At 69.7% G+C, this 23,134-nt stretch carries 20 protein-coding genes; 9 read left to right on the top strand and 11 right to left on the bottom strand.

Annotated elements, in window-relative coordinates; genetic code table 11:
• Positions 1 to 22: 22 nt before the first annotated feature.
• A complete protein-coding gene (locus ASG45_RS11140) occupies positions 23 to 2,095 on the bottom strand; it encodes a DNA gyrase/topoisomerase IV subunit B (RefSeq protein ID WP_156459437.1) in 2,073 nt (690 codons plus the stop codon).
• A 161-nt stretch (positions 2,096 to 2,256) separates the two neighbouring features.
• On the opposite strand from ASG45_RS11140, the gene ASG45_RS11135 reads away from it, so the two are divergent.
• Entirely contained in the window at positions 2,257 to 2,478 is a 222-nt protein-coding gene (locus ASG45_RS11135) for a DUF7455 domain-containing protein (RefSeq protein WP_055837203.1), read from the top strand.
• Between the two features lie 90 nt (positions 2,479 to 2,568).
• Here ASG45_RS11135 and ASG45_RS11130 read toward each other — a convergent pair whose 3' ends face one another.
• Positions 2,569 to 3,612, bottom strand: coding sequence for an alanine racemase (locus tag ASG45_RS11130; protein ID WP_055837199.1), 1,044 nt, complete (start codon positions 3,610 to 3,612; stop codon positions 2,569 to 2,571).
• A complete protein-coding gene (locus ASG45_RS11125) occupies positions 3,609 to 4,259 on the bottom strand; it encodes an alanine racemase C-terminal domain-containing protein (protein WP_055837195.1) in 651 nt (216 codons plus the stop codon). Before ASG45_RS11125 ends, ASG45_RS11130 begins: the two co-directional genes overlap by 4 nt.
• A 45-nt stretch (positions 4,260 to 4,304) precedes the next feature.
• Here ASG45_RS11125 and ASG45_RS11120 point away from each other — a divergent pair, with 45 nt between their 5' ends.
• Positions 4,305 to 5,327, top strand: a complete 1,023-nt coding sequence (locus tag ASG45_RS11120; RefSeq protein WP_055837192.1) for a sugar-transfer associated ATP-grasp domain-containing protein — start codon at positions 4,305 to 4,307, stop codon at positions 5,325 to 5,327.
• Between the two features lie 138 nt (positions 5,328 to 5,465).
• On the opposite strand, the gene ASG45_RS11115 is transcribed toward ASG45_RS11120, so the two are convergent.
• The 3 genes from ASG45_RS11115 to ASG45_RS11105 all read right to left on the bottom strand — a co-directional run bounded on the left by ASG45_RS11115 (position 5,466) and on the right by ASG45_RS11105 (position 8,738).
• Positions 5,466 to 6,164: a coenzyme F420-0:L-glutamate ligase gene (locus ASG45_RS11115; RefSeq protein ID WP_055837189.1), complete on the bottom strand. Its 699-nt coding sequence runs from the start codon at positions 6,162 to 6,164 to the stop codon at positions 5,466 to 5,468.
• Positions 6,161 to 7,492, bottom strand: a complete 1,332-nt coding sequence (locus ASG45_RS11110; RefSeq protein WP_055837186.1) for an RNA polymerase sigma factor — start codon at positions 7,490 to 7,492, stop codon at positions 6,161 to 6,163. Before ASG45_RS11110 ends, ASG45_RS11115 begins: the two co-directional genes overlap by 4 nt.
• Positions 7,493 to 7,811: 319 nt before the next feature.
• Positions 7,812 to 8,738 carry a PAC2 family protein gene (locus tag ASG45_RS11105; RefSeq protein WP_055837183.1) on the bottom strand — a complete coding sequence of 309 codons (927 nt, stop codon included), beginning with the start codon at positions 8,736 to 8,738 and terminating at the stop codon, positions 7,812 to 7,814.
• Positions 8,739 to 8,824: 86 nt separating this feature from the next.
• Between ASG45_RS11105 and ASG45_RS11100 the strand changes: the two genes are divergently transcribed.
• From ASG45_RS11100 to sucB, 3 genes are read left to right on the top strand one after another with little or no spacing between them, the layout of a single operon-like run.
• A complete protein-coding gene (locus ASG45_RS11100) occupies positions 8,825 to 10,291 on the top strand; it encodes a leucyl aminopeptidase (protein ID WP_055837180.1) in 1,467 nt (488 codons plus the stop codon).
• Positions 10,288 to 11,661, top strand: coding sequence for a dihydrolipoyl dehydrogenase (gene lpdA / locus ASG45_RS11095; protein ID WP_055837176.1), 1,374 nt, complete (start codon positions 10,288 to 10,290; stop codon positions 11,659 to 11,661). Before ASG45_RS11100 ends, lpdA begins: the two co-directional genes overlap by 4 nt.
• Positions 11,662 to 11,715: 54 nt before the next feature.
• On the top strand, positions 11,716 to 13,437 hold the full coding sequence (gene sucB / locus ASG45_RS11090; RefSeq protein WP_055837173.1) for a 2-oxoglutarate dehydrogenase, E2 component, dihydrolipoamide succinyltransferase: 1,722 nt from the start codon (positions 11,716 to 11,718) through the stop codon (positions 13,435 to 13,437).
• Positions 13,438 to 13,454: 17 nt separating this feature from the next.
• Here sucB and ASG45_RS11085 read toward each other — a convergent pair whose 3' ends face one another.
• Positions 13,455 to 14,459, bottom strand: a complete 1,005-nt coding sequence (locus ASG45_RS11085) for a hypothetical protein (RefSeq protein ID WP_055837170.1) — start codon at positions 14,457 to 14,459, stop codon at positions 13,455 to 13,457.
• 122 nt (positions 14,460 to 14,581) lie between these two features.
• On the opposite strand from ASG45_RS11085, the gene ASG45_RS11080 reads away from it, so the two are divergent.
• The gene (locus tag ASG45_RS11080) at positions 14,582 to 15,292 is read left to right on the top strand and encodes a DUF4191 domain-containing protein (protein WP_055837167.1); all 711 of its coding nucleotides are present in this window, start codon (positions 14,582 to 14,584) and stop codon (positions 15,290 to 15,292) included.
• Positions 15,293 to 15,336: 44 nt separating this feature from the next.
• Here ASG45_RS11080 and ASG45_RS11075 read toward each other — a convergent pair whose 3' ends face one another.
• The gene (locus tag ASG45_RS11075; RefSeq protein ID WP_055837162.1) at positions 15,337 to 15,795 is read right to left on the bottom strand and encodes an RDD family protein; all 459 of its coding nucleotides are present in this window, start codon (positions 15,793 to 15,795) and stop codon (positions 15,337 to 15,339) included.
• Between the two features lie 101 nt (positions 15,796 to 15,896).
• Between ASG45_RS11075 and glnA the strand changes: the two genes are divergently transcribed.
• Entirely contained in the window at positions 15,897 to 17,321 is a 1,425-nt protein-coding gene (gene glnA / locus ASG45_RS11070) for a type I glutamate--ammonia ligase (RefSeq protein WP_055837159.1), read from the top strand.
• A gap of 93 nt (positions 17,322 to 17,414) precedes the next feature.
• On the opposite strand, the gene ASG45_RS11065 is transcribed toward glnA, so the two are convergent.
• Positions 17,415 to 18,377: a hypothetical protein gene (locus ASG45_RS11065; RefSeq protein ID WP_235561603.1), complete on the bottom strand. Its 963-nt coding sequence runs from the start codon at positions 18,375 to 18,377 to the stop codon at positions 17,415 to 17,417.
• Positions 18,378 to 18,462: 85 nt separating this feature from the next.
• Positions 18,463 to 18,855: a hypothetical protein gene (locus ASG45_RS11060; RefSeq protein WP_055837153.1), complete on the bottom strand. Its 393-nt coding sequence runs from the start codon at positions 18,853 to 18,855 to the stop codon at positions 18,463 to 18,465.
• Between the two features lie 162 nt (positions 18,856 to 19,017).
• Here ASG45_RS11060 and phoA point away from each other — a divergent pair, with 162 nt between their 5' ends.
• Positions 19,018 to 20,919 carry an alkaline phosphatase gene (gene phoA / locus ASG45_RS11055; protein ID WP_082516570.1) on the top strand — a complete coding sequence of 634 codons (1,902 nt, stop codon included), beginning with the start codon at positions 19,018 to 19,020 and terminating at the stop codon, positions 20,917 to 20,919.
• A gap of 74 nt (positions 20,920 to 20,993) precedes the next feature.
• Here phoA and ASG45_RS11050 read toward each other — a convergent pair whose 3' ends face one another.
• Complete coding sequence (locus ASG45_RS11050; RefSeq protein WP_055837149.1) at positions 20,994 to 21,305, bottom strand: DUF2277 domain-containing protein; 312 nt, start codon at positions 21,303 to 21,305, stop codon at positions 20,994 to 20,996.
• Between the two features lie 116 nt (positions 21,306 to 21,421).
• On the opposite strand from ASG45_RS11050, the gene ASG45_RS11045 reads away from it, so the two are divergent.
• Complete coding sequence (locus ASG45_RS11045; RefSeq protein ID WP_055837146.1) at positions 21,422 to 23,116, top strand: long-chain-fatty-acid--CoA ligase; 1,695 nt, start codon at positions 21,422 to 21,424, stop codon at positions 23,114 to 23,116.
• Positions 23,117 to 23,134 lie beyond the last annotated feature (18 nt).

The following is a 23,134-nucleotide window of genomic DNA, read 5'->3' as shown; positions in this document are numbered from 1 at the left end:
CTGACGAGGCGTCGTCCGACACTCAGACGTCGATGCGCTCCCGTGCCAGGCGGTCGCTCGACTCGATGATGAACTCCCGGCGCGGAGCGACGTCGCTGCCCATGAGCAGGTCGAAGACCTCGGCTGCCTGCTCGATGTGCTCGGCGTGAACACGGCGCAGCATGCGGCCCGCCCGGTCCATGGTCGTGGTCGCGAGCTGGTCGGCATCCATCTCGCCGAGGCCCTTGTACCGCTGCACGGGCTCCTGCCAGCGCTTGTTGCTGCGCTTGAGCTTCGTCAGCAGGGCGTGGAGCTCCTGCTCGCTGTAGGTGTAGATCGTCTCGTTGGGCTTGGTACCCGGATTCATGACGACGACGCGGTGCAGGGGCGGCACCGCGGCGTAGACGCGGCCCTCTTCGACGAGCGGTCGCATGTACCGGAAGAAGAGCGTCAGCAGCAGGGTGCGGATGTGCGCCCCGTCGACGTCGGCGTCGCTCATGAGGATGATCTTGCCGTAGCGCGCCGCGCTCAGGTCGAACGAGCGCCCGGACCCCGCGCCGATCACCTGGATGATCGAGGCGCACTCGGCGTTCGACAGCATGTCGCTGATCGATGCCTTCTGCGTGTTCAGGATCTTGCCGCGGATCGGCAGCAGCGCCTGGTATTCGCTGTTGCGGGCGAGCTTCGCCGTTCCCAGGGCCGAGTCGCCCTCGACGATGAAGAGCTCGGAATCGTTGACGTCGTTCGATCGGCAGTCGACGAGCTTCGCGGGCAGCGACGACGATTCGAGGGCGTTCTTGCGGCGCTGGGTCTCTTTGTGCGTGCGCGCCGAGATGCGGGCCTTCATCTCGGAGACGATCTTCTCGAGCAGCTGGGCCGTCTGCGCCTTGTCGTCGCGCTTTGGCGAGGCGAAAAGCGCCGTGAGCTCCTGGGTGACGACGGATGCCACGATCTGTCGCACCGCGGGGGTGCCGAGCACCTCTTTGGTCTGGCCCTCGAACTGCGGCTCGGGCAGGCGCACCGTGAGCACGGCCGTGAGACCGGCGAGCAGGTCGTCTTTCTCGACCTTGTCGTTGCCCACCTTGAGCTTGCGCGCATTCTGTTCGACCTGTGCGCGCAGCACCTTCATCAGGCCCTGCTCGAAGCCCTGCTGGTGCGTGCCACCCTTGGGCGTCGAGATGATGTTCACGAAGGAACGGCTGGTGGTGTCGTAACCGGTGCCCCAGCGCACGGCGATGTCGACCTCGCACGCGCGCTCGACCTCGGTGGGCACCATGGAGCCGCCGGGCTGCAGCACGGGGACGGTCTCGGTGAACGATCCGGTCCCCGTCAGCCGCCAGATGTCGGTGACCGCGGCGTCGGGGGCGAGGAACTCGGCGAACTCCGAGATGCCGCCGTCGAAGCGGTAACTGGTCTCGACGCGTTCTTCGGCACGATCGTCGAGCACCACGATCTCGAGGCCCGGCACGAGGAAGGCCGTCTGGCGCACGCGCTGCACGAGATCATCGAGGCCGAAGGCCGCGTCTTTGGTGAAGATCTGCCGATCCGCCCAGTACCGGATGCGGGTTCCGGTCACCCCGCGCGGGGCTTTGCCGATGACCCTCAGCTCGCTGCTGCGCTCGAACGGAGTGAAGGCCGAGTCGGGAGTGTCGCCCGCGAACCGGCCCGGTTCGCCGCGGTGGAACGACATCGCGTAGGTCTTGCCGGCGCGGTCGACCTCGACGTCGAGTCGTTCCGACAGCGCGTTCACGACCGAGGCGCCGACGCCGTGGAGTCCCCCCGAGGCCGCGTACGAGCCGCCGCCGAACTTTCCTCCGGCGTGCAGCTTGGTGAAGACCACCTCGACGCCCGTGAGACCGGTGCGCGGTTCGACGTCGACGGGGATGCCACGGGCCCGGTCGCGCACCTCGACGCTGCCGTCGGCGTGCAGCACGATGTCGATGCGCGTGCCGTGGCCGGCGAGGGCTTCGTCGACGGAGTTGTCGATGATCTCCCACAGGCAGTGCATGAGGCCCCGGGAGTCGGTCGAGCCGATGTACATACCCGGGCGCTTGCGCACGGCTTCGAGGCCCTCGAGGACCTGCAGATGATGGGCGGAGTACTCGGACGTCACGATCTCCCAGCGTAATCGGGGCCGCCGACATCGCTTGCAGACACACAGCGAGGTCGGGTCGTCGTACGCGCACAGCGAAATGTGATCACGCCGCGGCATAGGGGAAACATCCGCGTGGTTGTATATGGGGACTCGCCCAACGACCACTGAGGAGGGCACCCGAGATGACCACTACGACTGCACCCGAAGCGTCAGCCGTCCTCGACCACCGCCTGACGGCGGCTGATCGCTGCGACTCGTGCGGAGCGCAGGCCTACATCGCCGCCGAGGTGAACGGCAGCGAGCTGCTGTTCTGCGCGCACCACGGCCGCAAGTACGAAGAGAAGCTCCGCAGCATCGCCACCTCGTGGCACGACGAGACCGCGCGTCTCACCGCCGCCGACTGAGCCGGTACGTCGAAACGGGCCCCGCACCACTCCTCCGGGAGTGGGACGGGGCCCGTTTCGCGTTCGCGGTCCCTGGCGTCGGTCGCGAGTTCAGCGCCCGTCGGCGTCGTAGACCCGGGGAAGGCTCGGCGAGACGCGGAGGGCGATCTCTTCGCCGATCGTGTCGATGAGCTCGGCGAGGTCGGTCGCGCTGCTGCGGGCTCCCCGACCGAAGATCACGACCTCGTCGCCGGGTGCCGCGTCATCCCACGGCGCGAGGACGGTCTCGGTCGGGCGGATCGCCTCGACCCGGCGGGGGCCCCCGGGGGTGTCGACGTCGAAGCGGGCGGACAGGGCGCTGGGAAGGCCGTGCAGGCTGCCGACGTCGAGGTGCACGCCCGCTATGTCGACGGTCGTCACCGTCGCCGTGAGACGGGCGATGGGCTCGATACCGAGGTCCGTCTCGCTCGGGCCGCCGGCGGGACGGATGCCGTACGAGAACGCCCCCACCCGCACGAGGTCTTCGCGGAACTCCCCGCGTGCGAATCCGGCCGCGCTGGCGGCGAGGTGCGAGAAGCGCGGGTCGAGGCCGGCGGAGCGCGCCTGATCGCGCGCGGCGAGGAACAGGGCGCGGGCGGCGTCGTCGTCGGCATCCGAGGCCTCGGAGATGTGCGACCAGATCCCCTCGAGCACGGCGCGTCCGGAGCCGACCAACGCGGCGGTGCGCGCGAGGGCCCCCTGCCACCGCTCGGGTCGGATGCCGTTGCGGTGCAGCCCCGTGTCGATCTTGAGGTGGACGCGCGCGGGGCGATCGGCCGGCAGCCGAGCGAGGTCGTCGAGCAGGGCCTCGTCGCCGAGGCCGAGGTCGAGGTCGGCCGCGATGCCCGCGGCCAGGTCGTCGGCCCCACCGATGAGCCAGACGAAGATGCGCACGTCGGGCCCGGCGATCGCGCGCACCGCGGCGCCGGTGACGACGTCGAACGCACCGAACCAGCGGACGCCCTCCTCGCCCGCGCGCCGCACGATCCGGTCGAGCCCGTGGGCGTAGGCATCGTCCTTCACGACGAGCATGGGGACGGCGGGGGCGACGGCCTCGCGCACGCGGCGCAGGTTGCGGGCGAAGGCGTCGAGGTCGACGCGGTAGACGGCACTCACGCGGCCACCCTGCGGTCTGCCCGGGCGCCGACGATCGCGACGATCTCCGCGGCGGTGAGGCCGGTGGCATCCGTCCACTCCGCGAGCGACGGGTGGCCGTCGGCCGGGTCGCCGAAGAAGACCACCTCGGCCCCCCGGGCGACGGGCGCGTCTTGGACGTCGACGACGCAGACGTCCATGGCGACGCGGCCGACGATGCGGTGACGGCGCCCGTCGATGGCGACGGTCACCGCATTGCCGAGCGAGCGCACGACGCCCTGGGCATAGCCGCCGGTGACCAGAGCGATGGTCGTGTCGTGGGGGGCGCGGTGCGTGTACCCGTACGAGACGCCCTCCCCGCGCAACAGGGGCTTGGAGCCGAGGGATCGTCCGCGCAGCGACAGCACCGGGCGCGCGTGCGAGCCGGGCAGGCCGAACAGGATCGCGGCGTCGAGGGCGGCGGCATCCATGTCGAGATCGGACAGCACGGATGCCACCCACGCCGCGCCGTGCCCCCAGCCGTCCGCCGTGAAGACGTCGTCGGCGCCGGAAGCCGCACCGGCCGCGAGAGCGAGGGGCGCGTTGGCGCGCAGAGCGGACTCCGATACGAGGGCCACGGGCGCGACTCCCCCCGCCGCGGGCGTGCGGGCAGGGAGCGTGGAGGTCACACATCTAGACTAACGGGGTCCTTCTCCCCCGATCCCGGAGCGTGCATGCCTACCCAGGGCTTCTCCCCCGTCACCCGCCTCCGCTACCTCGCCGGACGCGCCCGTCGCATCGACGTCGGCTCGGTGGTCGAGCGTGCCAAAGAAGCCGCGGAGCAGCACGGCAAGTCGCTGCCGCTCGTGGTCGCCGACATGCTCTTCCAGGCCGGTGTGAAGAACGTCGGCTTCCAGGACTACATCGATTACGACTTCGCGATCCTGACGCCCGCCGAGCGCGAGACGTACATGACGCACCCCGTGTCGAATCAGATCTCGCAGAAGTACGACCACCCCGACTACCGCGGGATCTTCCAGGACAAGGTCGAGTTCGACCGTCGCTTCAGCGAGTTCCTGCGCCGCGAGTGGATGGTCGTGGATGCCGACAACGCCGACGCCCTGAAGTCGTTCACCGAGCGTCTGGGCACCATCGTCACCAAGGAGCCGGTCGGCCAGGCCGGGACCGGCGTGCACCGCTATCACGCGGCCGAGGTCGAGGACTGGAGCGCTTTCCACCGGGGCCTGCTCGAGCGCGGGGAGATTCTCGTCGAAGAGGTCATCCGCCAGCACGACGATCTCGCCGCGGTCTGCCCCGGAACGGTGAACACCACCCGGGTCACGGCGTTCTTCGACGGCTCGACCACGCACATCCTCGCGATGGCGCAGAAGTTCGGCCGGGGAGCCGTGAGCGACCAGATGACCTTCGGCGGCTTCTACACGATGCTGGATGAGAACGGCCACGCGCTCGGCGCCGGCTACGACTCGCACGGGCACGTGCACGAACTGCACCCCGACTCGGGCGCCCGCATCGCCGACTTCCAGCTGCCGATGATCGACGAGGTGAAAGCCTTCGTCGACCAGGTCGCACGCGTCGTGCCGCAGGTGCAGTACGTGGGCTGGGACATCGTCGTCGGTCCCGACGGCCCCGTGCTTGTCGAGGGCAACTGGGGTGCCGGCGTGTACGAGAACAAGCCGAGCGTCACCGGGATCCGCACCGGTCACAAGCCGCGCTACCGCGCCGCGATCGGTTTCTGAGGCAGGACGTCGAGAAGGCCCGCTCCCGTGAGGGGGTGGGCCTTCGGTGTCTGATCGCGCGCCACTGATGCAGGAGTTGTGCCGCACGGACGACGAAAAGCCCGCTCCGAGACCGGAGCGGGCTTTCGACGGGTGGTGTCAGCTGTGGCGCACGATGCCGAGCGGCGTGGACTCGTGTCCCTGGCCCAGCGGGTTGTCCTTGAGGATCGCGACGAGACGCTTCTCGCCGGCCTTGTCCATCGTCGAGCCGAGGATGTTGCCCCCCAGGTCGTTGATGTCGACCACGGCGACCTGCAGGTCGACGCCGAGCAGCGACTTCAGGTGAGCGGCCACCTCGCGCGGGCGCTCCGGACCGAGGACCACGGCCTGGTTGTACGGCGGGATCGTTCCCTTGGTGGGGCCGTCGATCGCGCGGGCCTTGTCGCCGGCGATGCGGTAGAAATCGCCCTTCCGACCGAACGCCTTGGTCACGGCCGAGACGGCCGCGGCGAACAGGATGCGCGGGGTGCCGCACTCGCGCAGCGCCATCTCCATCGTCTCGGGCATGCCGAGACCGATGCCGTAGGGCGTGCGAGTGACGTACTTCGACAGGAACAGCGCGAGCTTGCGCGGCGTGATCGTGTCGAGCTTGTACGACCGGCCCTGCGTGATCGCGACGATCTTCTCGGTGACGAACAGCAGGTCGCCCGGCTGCACGGCATCCTTCGCGTACTCCAGGACGAAGGCGTCGAGGTCGTCTCCCGGCATGACGACCCGCGTGCGGATCGGGATACGGGCGTACGAGGTGCCCTCGACGGTGACGGTGAGCGCCTTGCCGGCGTTGGCCTCGCCGCTCATTCGAGGTAGTCCCGCAGCGACTGCGAGCGGCTCGGGTGACGCAGCTTGGCCATCGTCTTCGACTCGATCTGGCGGATGCGCTCGCGCGTGACGCCGAACGTGTCGCCGATCTGGTCGAGCGTCTTGGGCTGACCGTCGCCGAGGCCGAAGCGCATGCGGATGACACCCGCTTCACGCTCGCTGAGCGAGTCGAGGAGGGACTCGAGCTGACGCTGCAGCATGGTGAAGCCCACGGCGTCGGCGGGGACGACGGCCTCGGTGTCCTCGATGAGGTCACCGAACTCGCTGTCGCCGTCTTCACCCAGGGGCGTGTGCAGCGAGATCGGCTCGCGGCCGTACTTCTGCACCTCGATGACCTTCTCGGGGGTCATGTCGAGCTCACGGCTGAGTTCTTCGGGCGTGGGTTCGCGACCGAGGTCCTGCAGCATCTGACGCTGAACACGCGCGAGCTTGTTGATGACCTCGACCATGTGCACCGGGATGCGGATGGTGCGGGCCTGGTCGGCCATGGCGCGCGTGATGGCCTGACGGATCCACCAGGTGGCGTAGGTCGAGAACTTGAAGCCCTTGGTGTAGTCGAACTTCTCGACCGCACGGATCAGGCCCAGGTTGCCCTCCTGGATGAGGTCGAGGAACTGCATGCCGCGACCGGTGTAGCGCTTGGCGAGCGACACGACCAGGCGCAGGTTGGCGCCCAGCAGGTGGCTCTTGGCGCGCTGACCGTCACGAGCGACCCACTGCAGGTCGAGTCCGACCTGGTTGGTCTTCTCGGCGGCCGACATGTTCGACAGCTTCTCTTCGGCGAAGAGACCCGCCTCGATGCGCATCGCGAGCTCGACCTCTTCGGCCGCGTTCAGCAGTGGGACTTTACCGATCTGCTTCAGGTAGTCCTTGACGGGGTCGGCGGTGGCGCCGGTGATCTGCGCGGAGTAGACGGGGACGTCGTCTTCGTCGCTCGACGAGATGACGATGGCGCCGGTCGGCAGCGCTTCGGCGGGAGCCTTCGGGCTCTCGTCGTCGTCGTCGTCGGTGTCGTCGTCGGACTTCTTCGTCGCGGTCTTGGCCGCGTCGGTGTCGGTGTCGTCGCTGTCGTCGACCTCGACCTCGACATCGCCCTCGTCTTCGACCTCTTCGTCTTCTTCGAGGTCGTCGTCCTTCTTCGCCTTGGTCTTGGCCTTCGCGGGCGTCGCCTTGGCCTTGGCGGGGGCCTTCTTGGCGGGAGCCTTCTTCGCGGTCGTCGTCGTCGACGCCGTCACGGTCTCCTCGGAGTTCGCGAGCTCGGCGTCCTTCACACTCTTGGAGCGGGTCTTGGTCGTCGTGACTGCCACGTTTCGCCTTTCACCGGGAACGTACGCTGCACGGCCGCCGGTCGTTCTCGGACACTAGTAAGACCCTTGTCAAGTCCCGAACCGAGGAGCGGGGGCTCCTGGTCCGGTTGACAACGGGTCAGGTTCTTCATTGTCTCACATCCCCCGCCCGGGACTTGACGTGGGCCGGGGATCTATGCGTAGACAACGTCACGCACGCGGCGATCATTCCCCGGGTGCCCAGTCGTGGGCGCGTACGGACCGGCGACGCGTCGACTGTCAGGGAACCCGACCGCTGGCCGGGCGGGTGCGGCGCGCCTGGACGACGGCGTCGGCGGGGTCAGCCCAGGCGACCTCGGCGGTCATCGTCTCCGGGGCGGGTGGCCAGGAATCTCTCGAGCTCGGCCGCCAGCTCGTCGGCGCTCGGCAGATCACCGGTGTGGATGATCGGCGTGGCCGACGTCGATCCGGCCATGTAGGCGTCGTAGCGCTCTTCGAGGTTCTCGAGCATGCGGGTGAGCTCGTCGCTCCCCTCGACCTGCTCGGAGACCTTGCCGAGGAACTCACGGTTCTCTTCGCGCAGCACCTCTCCCGAGAAGACGAGCCCGGTCGCGACCGTCAGGCTGTCGAGGGCCGCGAGGGCTGCCGCGGGGTACTCGGTGTCGCCGAGATAGTGCGGAACCAGAAGGGCGAAGCCGGCGACCTTGGCGCCGGCCTCGGCGAAGCGGAATTCGAGCAGGTGACCGACGGTCGAGGGAACCTGGGTGTGCGGACGCCAGACCGAGTGCGCCTCGGCCAGGTCTGAGCGGGTGCCGCTGACCGTCGTGCCGATCGGGCGCGTGTGCGGAACCGGCATGGGGATGGCGTGCACCCAGGTGATCGACGAGACCTGGAGGCCGGCGGAGAGCTCGAGGATCGTCTCGGAGAACGACTCCCAGAGGAAGTCGGGCTCGTATCCGGCCAGCAACAGGAACGGGTGCCCCAGCGAGTCGTGGGCCAGCGACAACTCGAGCTTCGACGGGCGGTAGTCGGTGAGGTGGTCCTCGACGAAGGTGATGAGGGGGCGCCGCGCACGGTAATCGAGCAGCATGTCGTTGTCGAAGACGTAGAGCGGGTTGGGCTCGAGGTCGGCGCGGAAGTACTCGACGAGCCGGGTCACGGCCCCGCCGGCGTCGGTGAAGCCGGTCAGGGCGATCACCAGCGGCAGGCCCGACGGCACGGGCGGCGCGGCGGGGGCGCGGTCGTACAGCGGGGCGATGTGGGGCATGGATCCACTCTACGAGCCGTCTCGGATGCGCCGGGCGACGGAGCGTCCCGCTGCTAGCGAACACGCGCGAACCTAGGATGGAGCCCATGCCCTTTCCCTCCGTGGCGCATACCGACGCCCCCGTCCGTGACATCCCCTCCGACGCGATTCTGCTGATCGCCGCCACCGTTTCGGAGGGATCCCCCGATCCCGACGGGTGGGACGGCCTCGGTGCCGCTCTCTCGGCCGTGGGTTTCACCGGCGCCGTCGGATCGTTCCAGCGCGTGCACGTCCCCGGTGTGACGACGCCGGTCGCGGTCGTCGGCGCCGGTGCCACGCCGGATGCCGCTGCGCTCCGCGACGCGGCCGGCACGGGCCTTCGTCAGCTCACGGGCTTCGAACACGTCGCGGTCGCCTCGCTGGTGCCCGCGCCCTGGCGGGCCCTCGCCGAGGGTGCGGCGCTCGGCGGTTACCGGTTCGCCGCGTACAAGAAGAAGGCGCCGAAGCCGCGCGCCTCGCGCGTGACGGTCTCGACGGCCGAGGCTCCCTCCGAGGCCGACACGGCCGCGGTGTCCGCCATCTCCGGCGCCGTGGCGCTGGTCAAAGACCTGGTCACCACGCCCGCCGAATGGCTCGGGCCCGCCGACTTCGCGGACGCCGCCGTCGAGGCCGTCGCCGGCCTCCCGGTCGAGGTCGAGGTGCTCGACGAGGTGGCCCTGCGCGAGGGCGGCTTCGGCGGCATCCTGGGCGTCGGGCAGGGTTCCGACCGGCCGCCCCGCATGGTGCGCCTCGATTACTCCCCCGCCGGTGCCGAACGTCATGTCGCGCTCGTCGGCAAGGGGATCACCTTCGACACCGGTGGACTGTCGCTGAAGCCCCCGGCCTCGATGGTCGGCATGAAGTACGACATGTGCGGAGCGGCGACCGTGCTGGCCGTCCTCAAGGCCGCGGCCGAGATGCAGCTGCCCGTCCGCGTGAGTGCGTGGTTGTGCATCGCCGACAACATGCCGTCGGGTCGCGCGATCCGCCCCGGTGACGTGCTCCGCACTCTCGACGGCACGACGGTCGAGGTGCTGAACACCGACGCCGAGGGCCGTCTGGTCCTCGCCGACGGTCTGGCTGCTGCCAGCCGCGAGAACCCCGATCTCATCGTCGACGTCGCGACCCTGACGGGGGCCATCACCGTGGCCCTCGGCAACCGGCACACCGGCGTGATGGGTGACGACGAGGCCGTGGCCACGTACCTCGCCGCCGCGGGCCGCGTGGCCGAGCTCGCGTGGCAGCTTCCGCTGCCCGACCACATGGTCGACGACCTGGACTCCCCCATCGCCGATCTGCAGAACGCGAAGATCGGCGATCCCGCCGGTGGGTCGCTGTTCGCCGGCCTCTTCTTGCGCCACTTCGTCGGTCGCGTCTCGGACGCCGCCGACGCCGCCCGCATCCCCTGGGTGCACCTCGACATCGCCGGTGTGGGCATGAACAAGTCGGCGCCGTTCGGGTTCACCGACAAGGGCGTCACGGGCGCCACGGTCCGTTCGCTGGTCGAGATGCTCGCCTCGGACGCCGCACGATGACCGAGGTCACCTCCGACGTCGTCGTGCTGGGCGGAGGCAGTGGCGGTTACGCCGCGGCCCTGCGCCTCGCCGAGCTCGGCAAGGACGTCGTGCTCGTCGAGAAGGACAAGCTCGGCGGAACGTGCCTGCACCGCGGGTGCATTCCGACGAAGGCGCTCCTGCACGCCGCCGAGGTCGCCGACGCGGCACGCGGCGCGGCATCCATCGGTGTCGACGTCACCCTCGCGGGCATCGATCCGCTGCGCGTGCGCGCCTATCGCGAGGGCATCGTCGCGAAGAAGTTCAAGGGCCTCGAGGGGCTCGTCTCGGCGCGCGGGATCCGGGTCGTCCACGGCGAGGGCACGCTCGTCGAGGGTCCGGCCGTTCGCGTCGGCGACGACGTGTACCACGGAACCGATGTCATTCTCGCAACGGGCTCGTACAGCCGAAGCCTGCCGGGGCTCGAGATCGGCGGACGCGTGCTCACGAGCGAGCAGGCTCTCGACCTCGACGTGATCCCCGAGCGGGTCGTCGTGCTCGGCGGGGGCGTCATCGGCGTCGAGTTCGCGAGCGTGTGGCGCTCGTTCGGCGTCGAGGTGACGATCGTCGAGGCGTTCGATCACCTGCTCCCCGCTGAAGACGTGGCCTCGAGCAAAGCCCTGGAGCGCGCGTTCCGCAAACGCGGCATCGCCTTCCAGCTCGGTCGGCGTTTCACCTCGCTCGCCTCGACGTCCGACGCGGTCACGGTCACGCTCGACGACGGTTCCGACCTCGTTGCGGACTATGTGCTCGTCGCCGTGGGTCGCGGGCCCGTCACGGCCGGCCTCGGCTACGAGGAGGCGGGCGTCGTGCTGGACCGCGGGTTCGTCACGACCGATGAGCGCCTTCGCACGGCGGCTGCGCACGTCTGGGCGGTCGGCGACATCGTCCCCGGCCTCCAGCTCGCCCATCGCGGGTTCCAGCAGGGGATCTTCGTCGCGGAGGAGATCGCAGGCCTCTCGCCGGTTCTCGTCCCCGACGTCGACGTGCCGCGGGTCGCCTATTCGCACCCCGAGGTGGCCTCGGTCGGCCTCACCGAAGCGCAGGCGCAGGATCGTTACGGATCCGAGGCCGTCCGTGCCTACGAGTACAACCTCGCGGGCAACGGGCGCAGCGAGATCATCGGCACGTCGGGCATCGTCAAGATCGTCCGACGCGTGGACGGGCCCGTCGTCGGCGCTCATCTGGTGGGCGACCGCGTCGGTGAATTGATCTCCGAAGCACAGCTCGCCGTCGGCTGGGAAGCGCATCCCGAAGACATCGCACCGTTCATCCACGCCCACCCCACCCAGAGCGAGGCGCTCGGCGAGGCCTTCTTGGCCCTCGCCGGCAAGCCCCTGCACGCACTCTGACCACAAACCGGTCACTAAGCTAGGTACCGCATCCGGTACGAAGGAGACATATCCATGAGCACTTCCGTCGTCCTCCCCGCTCTCGGCGAGAGCGTCACCGAGGGAACGGTCACCCGCTGGCTCAAGCAGGTCGGTGACACCGTCCAGGAGGACGAGGGTCTGCTGGAGATCTCGACCGACAAGGTCGACACCGAGATCCCGTCGCCCGTCTCGGGCGTCATCGAGGAGATCCTGGTCCAGGAAGACGAGACCGTCGAGGTCGGCGCCATCCTCGCCAAGATCGGCGACGGCTCCGGCTCCGCATCGTCGGACGACGCGCCCGAGGCCGCCCCCGCCGAGCCTGAGCAGGCCCCCGTCGAAGAGGCCGCCCCGGCCGCCGCACCCGCCGCCGAGCAGCCCGCCGCACAGGCGGCGCCCGCCGCCTCCGCAGACTCGACCGAGGTGAAGCTCCCCGAACTCGGTGAGAGCGTCACCGAGGGAACGGTCACGCGCTGGCTCAAGGCGGTCGGCGATGACGTCGCCGTCGACGAGCCGCTGCTCGAGATCTCGACCGATAAGGTCGACACCGAGATCCCCTCCCCCGTCGCCGGCACGCTGCAGGAGATCCTGGTGCAGGAAGACGAGACGGTGAACGTCGGCGCGGCGCTCGCCCGCATCGGCAGCGGCGCCGCCCCGGCCGCGGAGCCCGAGGCCCCCGCGCAGCCCGCTGCCGAAGAGAAGCCCGTCGTCGAAGAGAAGCCCGCCGAGCAGCCGGCTCCCGCCGCGCCCGAGAAGCCCGCTCCCGCCGCGGAGAAGCCGGCCGAGAAGCCCGCTCCGGCCGCGGAGAAGCCTGCCCCGCAGGCCTCGGCCTCGTCGAACGACGACGTCACGTACGTCACTCCGCTCGTGCGGCGCCTCGCCCAGCAGCAGGGCGTCGACCTGACCTCGGTCAAGGGCAGCGGTGTCGGTGGACGAATCCGCAAGGAAGACGTCCTCAAGGCTGCCGAGGCGGCCAAGGCCGCTCCCGCGGCAGCTCCCGCCGCCGCGCCTGCTGCCGCTCCGGCTCCCGTCGAGGCCTCGCCGCTGCGCGGAACCACCCAGAAGATGTCGCGTCTGCGCAAGGTCATCGCCGAGCGTGCCGTGGCGTCGATGCAGGCGACCGCCCAGCTCACGACCGTGGTCGAGGTGGACGTCACCAAGCTGTCGTCGCTCCGCGACCGCATGAAGGGCGAGTTCCAGCAGAAGACGGGCGACAAGCTGTCGTTCCTGCCGTTCTTCGCGATCGCCGCGGTCGAGGCGCTCAAGGCGTTCCCGATCATCAACTCCACCGTCGAGGGCGACGAGATCGTCTACCCGGCGCACGAGAACGTGTCCATCGCGGTCGACACCGAGCGCGGACTGCTCACGCCCGTCATCAAGGACGCCGGTGAGAAGAACATCGCGGAGCTCGCTCGCGAGATCGCCGACCTGGCTGCCCGCACGCGCGACAACAAGCTGAAGCCCGACGAGCTCGCCGGCGGCACGTTCACGCTGACCAACACCGGTTCGCGTGGGGCGCTGTTCGACACGCCCATCGTGTTCCTGCCGCAGTCGGCGATCCTCGGCCTCGGTGCCGTCGTGAAGAAGCCCGGCGTGGTGTCGGTCGACGGCAAGGACGCCTTCGCGGTGCGCTCCTACGTCTACCTCGCGCTGTCGTACGACCACCGCATCATCGACGGTGCCGACGCCGCCCGTTTCCTCGGCGCCGTCAAGGCGCGCCTCGAGGCTGCGCAGTTCGAGGGCGACCTCGGCATCTGACACCGCTGAACACCAGCTCATGATGGCTGGTCCGTGATCGTCTTGACGGTCCGGACCAGCCATCTGTCGTTTCTGCGCACGAGGGTGACGTACTGGGCGCTGCTGCTGTCGGAGACGCGCACGACGCTCACTCCTCCGAAGTCGTCCACCATCTGCACGGCGGTCGCATCCGTCACGGGGATCAGCGCGTCGCCCCGCGGGCTGCCGTGTTCCCACGTCTCGCTCTCGCAGTTTGTGTCGGCCTGGCACTGCGCCGCGCGCTCGAGGGTGATGCGTGCGTTCTCTGCCACGTCGTCCGACAGGGGCACGCGGGGATCGACGGTGGGCGCCGCGGCCGCGGCGGGTGTCGCGGCCGCGCTGACGGCGGCGTCGGGGACGACGGAGGTCGATCCCGATCCGCCGTCTCCGGAGGGCATCAGCATGGAGACGCCGAGGACCAGCGCCGCGGCGCACACCCCCACGACCGTGAGACGCAGGGGCCGCGAGGCTCTCCAGCGTTGCGCGAGATCGCGTACGGCCGCCCACACGGCATCCGAGAGGTCGGCGTCGACGAGGGCGAGGACGCCTCCGGCCTTCGTCGGGAGCGTGGTCACGGTCTCTGCGGGCCGGTCCACGGGAGCCAGAGGTCCTAGGATCAGCGGCAACGGCGACGCGTGGCGGAACAACCGTCGTTCCACCGCCTCCCACTCGCGGGGCGGTCGGGTGAGCACGCTCTCGCGAGCGGACTGCACGAGCTGACGAGTCGGGGCGTCGGGGATCACCGCAGCCAGCTCGGACAGGCTCTCGGCCGTGGCGGCGATCGGGTCGACTCCGCCGTCGTCGAAGACCGCCGAGGGTCGCCCGGTGGCGCTCAGCCACCACCGCACGAGGTGCGCGGGGGGCTCCACCCGGCGGCATCCGCGGAGAAGTCCCACGGCGGCGGTGACCGCCTCACCCGGCGAGACGTCGACGGAGCTGCGGGCACGCCGCTGCAGGTAGGCGCCGAACGGTTCGACGAGGACGGATGCGGCGGAGCTGCTCATGCCCCGATGGTGCTCGACCAGGCGGGCGCGGGGAGCAGGAAGAACGCCGAATCGGGGACGATCCGACGAATCAGGCCCCTGGGGAGGAAGGGCGAGCCGAAGGCGAAGATAAGATCGTTCCTATGGCCGCTCGCACTTCCACGCCCGAGAAGCGTCCGGGATTCTTCTCGCAGCTCCGCACCCTGTACACCTTCACGCAGAAGGAGTACCGCTGGCTGCCGTTCCTGCTGGCCGGCATCGTTCTGGTGGGCATCGCCCTCGGCGTCGTCATCGGATTCCTCATCCCGCCGCTCGCGGTGTGGAGCGTCATCCTGTGGGGCTTCACCGGTCTGCTCGCCGGCGTCCTGGCATCCATGATCACGATGACCCGCCTGTCGACGACGGCCATGTACAAGAAGATCGACGGCATGCCCGGTGCGACCGGTCACGTGCTGTCGTCGTCGCTCGGACGCCACTGGCAGGCCTCGGACACCCCGGTCGGCGTGAACCCCCGCACCCAGGAGGCGCTGTACCGCGCCGTGGGCCGCGGTGGAGTGGTTCTCATCGGTGAGGGTGCGCGCAGCCGCCTCACGCGCCTGGTCGGCGAGGAGCGCGGCCGTGTGCAGCGCGTCGCCTCCGGCGTTCCCGTGACGGTGTTCTACGTCGGACACGGTGAAGACGAGGTCGAGATCGCCAAGCTCGCCTCCGCCATCAAGGGTCTGCCCAAGAAGGTCGACCGCGCCACGATGGCGGCCGTCATCAAGCGCATCTCGTCGGTCTCGCCTGGACTGACGTCGCTTCCGATCCCGAAGGGTGTCGACCCGACGAAGATGCGCTCCCCGCGTCCTCGCTGACCCTCATGAGAAAGGCCCCCGCCACGGCGGGGGCCTTTCTCATGTCAGCTGCGGACGAGGATCGTGCCGACGGCCTTGTCGTGCAGGCCGCGCTGGTCGGAATCCCACACGACGGCCGGGATGATCAGCGCCAGCAGCACCGTGCGCACGATCGGGCGCCAGAGGCCCACCCATCCCCCGGATGCCAATTCCAGACGCATTCCCAGGAGTCGGTGCCCGGGGCTGCCGCCGATCAGCGGGATGAAGAGGATCTGCGCGACGAAGAAGATGAGGTTCGACGCGACCGGGTTCGCGAACGGGACGCCGGTGACGGCATCGGGCGTCGAGAAGAAGGCGAATCCGATCAGCCCCGCGGTGGCCACATCGATCAGCAGCGCCGCGATCCGGCGCCCCGGACGGGCGATCGAACCGCGACCCTCGCGGGGAAGGCCGAGCCGCTGGCCCGGATAGTCGTTCTCGGCAGGGACGCTCACGGACCCAGCGTAATCGGCACCGCGTAACATGCTCGAAACATGCGAGATATGACCGGGACACCGGTTCTGGGTATGGTCGAGGAGGCTGGGCGAAGCCCGCCGATCCCGAATGTTCTACCTCTGGAGTCTTCATGTTCAAAGATTCGTCCGAGGTGCTCACCTTCATCCAGGACGAGGACGTCAAGTTCCTCGACATCCGTTTCACGGATCTTCCTGGTGTGCAGCAGCACTTCAACATCCCCGCCTCGACCGTCGACGAGGAGTTCTTCACCGTCGGACAGCTGTTCGATGGCTCGTCGATCCGCGGGTTCGCGAACATCCACGAGTCCGACATGCAGCTCATCCCGGACGTGACGACGGCATACCTCGACCCGTTCCGCGAGGCGAAGACCCTCATCATGGTCTTCGACATCTACAACCCGCGTAACGGCGAGATCTACGGCAAGGACCCCCGTCAGGTCGCCAAGAAGGCCGAGAAGTACCTCGCCTCCACCGGTATCGCCGACACCGCGTTCTTCGCCCCCGAGGCCGAGTTCTACATCTTCGACGACGTCCGCTTCGAGGTGAAGCAGAACTCGAGCTTCTACTCGGTGGACTCCGAGGAAGGCGCCTGGAACACCGGTCGAGTCGAAGAGGGCGGCAACCTCGCCAACAAGACCCCGTACAAGGGCGGCTACTTCCCGGTTTCGCCGGTCGACAAGACCGCCGATCTGCGCGATGACATCACCCTCAAGCTGATCGACGCGGGCTTCGTGCTCGAGCGCTCGCACCACGAGGTCGGCACGGGCGGTCAGCAGGAGATCAACTATCGCTTCGACACGATGGTCCACTCCGCCGACGACATCCTGAAGTTCAAGTACATCGTCAAGAACACCGCCGAAGAGTGGGGCAAGGTCGCCACCTTCATGCCGAAGCCGCTGTTCGGCGACAACGGCTCGGGCATGCACACGCACCAGTCGCTCTGGCTCGACGGCAAGCCGCTGTTCTACGACGAGGCCGGCTACGGCGGCCTGTCCGACGTGGCTCGTTGGTACATCGGTGGTCTGCTGGCGCACGCCCCCGCAGTGCTCGCGTTCACCAACCCGACCCTCAACAGCTACCACCGTCTGGTGAAGGGCTTCGAGGCGCCGGTCAACCTGGTGTACTCGGCCGGTAACCGCTCCGCGGCCATCCGCATCCCGATCACGGGCACCAACCCCAAGGCCAAGCGCATCGAGTTCCGTGCGCCCGACGCCTCGGGCAACCCGTACCTCGCCTTCGCGGCGCAGCTCATGGCGGGCCTCGACGGCATCAAGAACCGCATCGAGCCGCACGAGCCCGTCGACAAGGACCTGTACGAGCTTCCCGCCGAAGAGGCGAAGAACATCCCGCAGGTTCCGAACTCGCTGCTCGACTCGCTCGAGGCCCTCCGTGCCGACCACGAGTTCCTGCTCGCCGGTGGCGTCTTCACCGAGGAGCTCATCGAGACCTGGATCGAGTACAAGATCGAGAACGAGATCCAGCCGATGGCCCAGCGTCCGCACCCCTTCGAGTACGAGCTGTACTTCGGGGTCTGATCGCCCGCATCACGTCGACGCCCGTCCCCGCCGCTGCGCGGGGGCGGGCGTCGTCGTTTGCACTCCTGCGCTCGACCCGTCGCCTGCCGACCCTCAGGCCGCGCCCCGGCGACGCAGCGTGTCGCGGCTCACCCCGGTCACCGCGCTCACGGCGCGCTGACTGAGATCCCCGAGCCGAAGGAGCGCGAGGGCGGCATCGCTCCGCCGCCGGGGCGACCACGTCGAGAACCTCTCCAGCGTCACGGCGCGCAGCGCCTCGGGGACGCTGACCTCGGTCATCGACGAGAAGCGCCGAGCGCGTTCGATTCCGCGCGCGATCGACGCCGGGGTCTCCCCCAGGCTCAGCGCCGCGAGAACGCGAGCCGTCTTCGCATCGACATCGCAGACGTCGGTTCGCAGAAGCGCTTCGATGGCGGCGATGCCGGGGAGCTCGAGCGTGACGACCTGATCGACGAGGTGGGCGGCATCCGGAGCCTCCGAAGCCACCACCGTCACACCGGGCTCGGGGGCAACGCCGACGAGGAGCGAGAGCGCGGCCGGCCCGCGGAGATGGGCGTTGTCGATGAAGAGGGTCATCCCGCCGGTGGTCCCCCGTCGGATCTCATCGGCGAGGGACGCGGCCGAACGGTCCCCCGTGGTCGCGAGGTCGAGCGTCGCGAGCGGCCGACCACGGCGGTGGGCCAGCCACCGCGCGAGCGTCGTCTTGCCCCGACCGGCCCCGCCCACGAGCAGCAGCGAGGTGGTCTGGGCGCCGAGCAGGCGGGCGCGCAGATCGTCGTCCACGACGGGGAGACGATCGATCTCGACGGTCTGCTCGATCCGAATGCCGTGCGGGCGGGCCCGCGCCGGAGCGGCGGTCCGCTCGAGCAGGACCGTGACCACCTCCGCCGCGCCCCCACCGTCGGCGTGGCGTCCGACCGTGACCCGGGCGGCGGGCCCGTGGGCGGGCGCGGCGCGCTCGACGAGGTGGGCGACATCATCGGCGACCGCTCTCACGTGGCGGCGACCCCGCGACGTCGAGCGGGCGCTGCGATGGGTGTGGGCGGCAGCTGACACGGTGAATCTCCCGATCCTGGTTTCCGACACGATCGGTCGTCGGCGGACGACCGCGACCCGCCGGCGAGCGGCGGGGTGTCGGGACTCAGGTGCGGGAGATGGTGTGGAGAAGGAGCGGATGCCGCGGCGGCGGCGGATCGAGAGACGGTTCCGCCCTCGTGTCGGCGTTCACCGTCGAGACCGTCGCGCGGGCGACGGCGTCGACGGCAGCGAGCACGACTGCCGTCGTGCCGTCCACGGCCATGACGCTCGTCGCGTCGGCCTCGACGGGAGGAACGACTCCGGCGGTCGGCGCGTCGTCGACGTTCATCAGGGAGCCGACCGTGAAGGCCGTATGAGCGGTGCCCTCGTGATCGCCGACGCCGTCGTCGACGTGCGTCGTCGCCCACGCGCTGAACACGAGGAACAGCGCGAGCATCAGCCGCATGCCGCGCCCGACGGCGCGTCGGCCGGGGGGAGGCGAGACGGCGATGGTCATCGTGCCCGAGCCTAGGCGGGCGCACCCCTCCGATCGGGGTCGGTGGACGAGTGACTACCGTCTGGACACCCGATCTTCATCTGAGCATGGTGCGGAGGTGTCCTCACACCGGTGGGCTGAATGCGCGATCGACGACCGCACCGACACGACGAAGGATCCCCCATGCACTCACGTACCTCCCGGCGTCTCCGAACGGCCGTCGCGGCCGTTGCGGTGGCGCTGACCGCCTCGACCTCCGTGGCGCTCGTGGCCGTTCCGGCCCTCGCCTCCACCCCCGGCGACATCACCGAGCACGGCGGCGCCGCTCGGAACGACGGTGACATGACCGAGGCGCTTCGTGCGTCGCTCGTCGACGGGCCGGCCAAGAACGTCATCCTGCTCATCGGCGATGGGATGGGTGATTCCGAGATCACCGTGGCGCGCAACTACGCGGAAGGCGCGGGCGGACGCTTCGCCGGGATCGACGCCCTCCCGCTGACTGGGCAGTACACGACCTACTCGGTCAACGAGGAGGGACAGCCGAACTACGCGTCGGAGTCGGCGTCGACGGCCAGCGCCTGGGCGACCGGGACGAAGACGGTCAACGGTCGGCTGAGCGTCGACTACCAGAACACGGCGCAGTCGACCCTGCTCGAGATCGCGAAGGCGAACGGTCTGAAGACCGGCAACGTCTCGACGGCGGAGATCCAGGATGCCACCCCCGGCGCGCAGATCTCGCACATCTCGGCGCGCGGATGCTACGGTCCCGACCAGACGTCGGAGAACTGTGCGACGGAGGCGTTGGAGAACGGCGGGCTCGGCTCGATCAGCGAGCAGCTGCTGAACGTGCGTCCCGACGTCACCCTCGGTGGAGGCTCGGCGAGCTTCGCGCAGACCGCGAAAGCCGGTCCGTGGGAGGGTGAGACGCTCTTCGCCCAGGCGGAGGACCGCGGGTACACGCTCGTCGACGACGCGGCGGCTCTCGACGCCGTCACCGTCGCGGATGCCGACCAGCCCCTGCTGGGCCTGTTCACCGAGGGGAACTCCCCGGTGCGCTGGTCGGGACCGGAGGCGACCGACCTCACCGCGGGTGGAGAGCTGCCCGCCCCGACGTCGTGCGCCGAGAACCCCGAGCGTCTGGCGACCGGCTTGTCGCTGGCATCCCTGACCTCCAAGGCGATCGACCTGCTCGACGGCGACGACGGCTTCTTCCTGCAGGTGGAGGGCGCGAGCATCGACAAGCAGGATCACGCCGCGAACGCCTGCGGTCAGATCGGCGAGACCGTCGACCTCGACGAGGCCGTTCAGGTCGCGCTGGACTTCGCCCGCACCCAGGGTGACACCCTGGTCGTGGTGACCGCCGACCACGCGCACACGAGCCAGATCGTCGGTTCGGCGATCCCCGGCCTGAACACCCACCTGCTGACGGCCGACGGCCAGCCGATGATCGTGGCGTACGGCACGTCGGCGCTCGGCGAGTCGCAGCAGCACACCGGCGCTCAGGTGCGCATCGCGGGCTACGGCCCCGGGGCGGCGAACGTCGTGGGCCTGACCGACCAGACCGACCTGTTCTTCACCGCGGCGAACGGTCTCGCCCTCTCACCCGATCTCGCCTCGCTCAGTGCGAACGCGTCGATCTCGGTGCCGGCCGAGGTGCGCCCCGGAGACACGATCACGGTGTCCGCCGAGGGCTTCTCGGCTGACTGGCAACTGGTCGGTTCCGCCGGGGACTCCACGGCTCTCGGCCAGCGCGACGCCCTGCGCGGTGCGGCGCGCTTCGAGATGACCGCCCCGACCACCGAGGGCGCGTTCGAGATCGCCGTGCGCGGTGCGCAGACGGGCGTGACGAAGACCGCGACGGTGACCGTCTCGGCCGCCGCCGCCCCGGTTCCCCCGATCGCCCCGAGCCCGCCCCCGTCGTCGTCGGCCGGTGCCGGCGGTGGTGGCGGAGCAGCGGGCAACGGTGGTCCGCTCGCGTCGACCGGCGCGGCACTCCCCCTCGGCGCAGCGGTCCTCGCGGTGGGCCTGCTCGCCACCGGTGCGTACCTGCGCGCGCGTCGTCGCCGTCACACCGAGTTCGTCTGAGCCTGATTCGTCGACGCCCGTCCCCACCGCTTCGCGGGGGCGGGCGTCGTCGCGTTCCGCCGACAGGCGGGGGCTCAGCCGGCCCGCTCGCTGCGCTTCTGCGCCTGGAACACCCGGATCGCCTCGTAGCGCTCCGCCGAGCGTGCCTGCCGTTTGGCGGCCTCGTCCTCGCGCACTTTCGGCGGGGCGTTCGTCACGAGCTCGTCGAGCAGATGGCGAACGGATGCCGCGACCTCGCCCACCGCGCGATCGAACACGTCCTGATTGGCCCGCGACGGTTTCGTCGTGCCCACGATCTTGCGCACGAACTGCAGCGCGGCGTCGTGGCACTCGTCGTCGGTGGCGGGTGGGGTGAAGTTGTGCAGGGGAACGATGTTGCGGCACATGCCCGAAAGGGTAGGCCGCGACGCCGGTGGAGGGAAGATTCGCGTCGGTCGAGTTCCCGGCATCCCCCCAGGTCAAGGTGCGCGGCCATATTGGTGGGGCACGGAAGGATGGAAACATGTCGACCTTCCCCTACGCCTCGCGTCCGTGGTTGAGCTCCTACGCCGAGGGTGTGCCGCACGAGATCGACGAACCGTCGCAGACCCTGTCCGAAATGCTGGCCGCCGCGGTGACGCGGTACGGCGCGCAGACGGCGCTGGAGTTCTTCGGAGCGACGACCACGTACCGAGACCTGGGCGCGCAGGTCGATCGGGCGGCCGAGGGCCTGCGTCGTCTAGGTGTGCGCGCCGGCGACCGGGTGGCCCTGGTCTTGCCGAACTGTCCGCAGCACGTGGTGGCTTTCTACGCCGCGCTGCGGCTGGGGGCCATCGTGATCGAGCACAACCCGATCTACACCCCGCGCGAGCTGCGTCACCAGTTCGAGGATCACGGTGCGCGCTTCGCGATCGTGTGGGACAAGCTCGTCGACACGGTCGCCGAGTTCCCCTCCGACCTGGCTCTCGAGCACATCGTGAGCGTCGACATCACCGCGGCGTTCCCCCTCGGCAAGCGGGTGGCTCTGCGCCTGCCGGTCGCCAAGGCCCGTGCCGCGCGGGCGCAACTCACCGCCACGCCGCAGTCGAAGCGCGCCGTCGCGTGGGAGAAGGTGCTCACGCACGGCACGCTGTCGCGCAAGCACCGCGGCCCCGTCCTCGATGACATCGCGCTGCTGCAGTACACCAGCGGGACGACCGGTACTCCGAAGGGCGCGGTGCTCACGCACCGCAACCTGCGCGCCAACGCCATGCAGGGTCGGGCGTGGGTGCCCGGTCTGCGCGATGGCGAAGAGACCTTCTACGGCGTCCTCCCCCTTTTCCACGCGTACGGTCTGACGCTCTGCCTGACCTTCGCGATGAGCATCGGCGCGAAGCTGGTGCTGTTCCCGAAGTACGACCTCGAGCTCGTGGTATCCGCGGCGAAGAAGAGCCCGCCGACCTTCCTGCCGGCGGTGCCGCCGATCTACGACCAGCTCGCGCGAGCCGGAGCGCGCGGCACCATCGACCTCTCGACCGTGCGCTTCGCGATCTCGGGGGCGATGAGCCTGCCCGTCGCCACCGTCGACCGCTGGGAGGCGGCCACCGGCGGTCTGCTCGTCGAGGGGTACGGGATGACGGAGTCCTCACCGGTCGCGCTCGGCAACCCGATCGGTCCCTCACGGCGGCCGGGAACGGTGGGCGTGCCCTTCCCCAGCACCGACATCCGCGTGGTCGACCCCGAGAACCCGTCGCACGATCTGCCGCTCGGCGAGACGGGCGAGCTGCTGCTCCGCGGCCCGCAGGTGTTCCAGGGGTACTGGAACCGCCCCACCGACTCCGCGGCGACGCTGCTCGACGGGGGGTGGCTGCGCACGGGTGACATCGCCTCGGTCTCGCCCGACGGGTTCGTCACGATCGTCGATCGCCTGAAAGAGATCATCATCACCGGTGGCTTCAACGTCGCCCCCAGCGAGGTCGAAGACGTGCTCACTTCGCACCCCGACATCGAGGGGGCCGCGGTCGTCGGCCTGCCCAAGGCGCGCGGAGGCGAAGACGTGGCGGCGGCGATCGTCGTGCGCGACGGGGTCGAGATCGCTCCCGACGCCGTGCGCGACTACTGCAAGACGCGACTGGCCGACTACAAGGTGCCGCGTCGGATCGTGGTCGTCGACGACCTGCCGCGTTCGCTCATCGGCAAGGTGCAGCGGCGAGAGGTGCGCGAGCGCCTGATGGCCTGACGGCCGGAGGGATGCCAC

The organism is Microbacterium sp. Leaf436 (assembly GCF_001424715.1).
Lineage (GTDB): Bacteria > Actinomycetota > Actinomycetes > Actinomycetales > Microbacteriaceae > Microbacterium.
The sequence above is the reverse complement of the archived record's forward strand: the minus strand, read 5'-3'. Positions and strand labels throughout refer to the sequence as shown.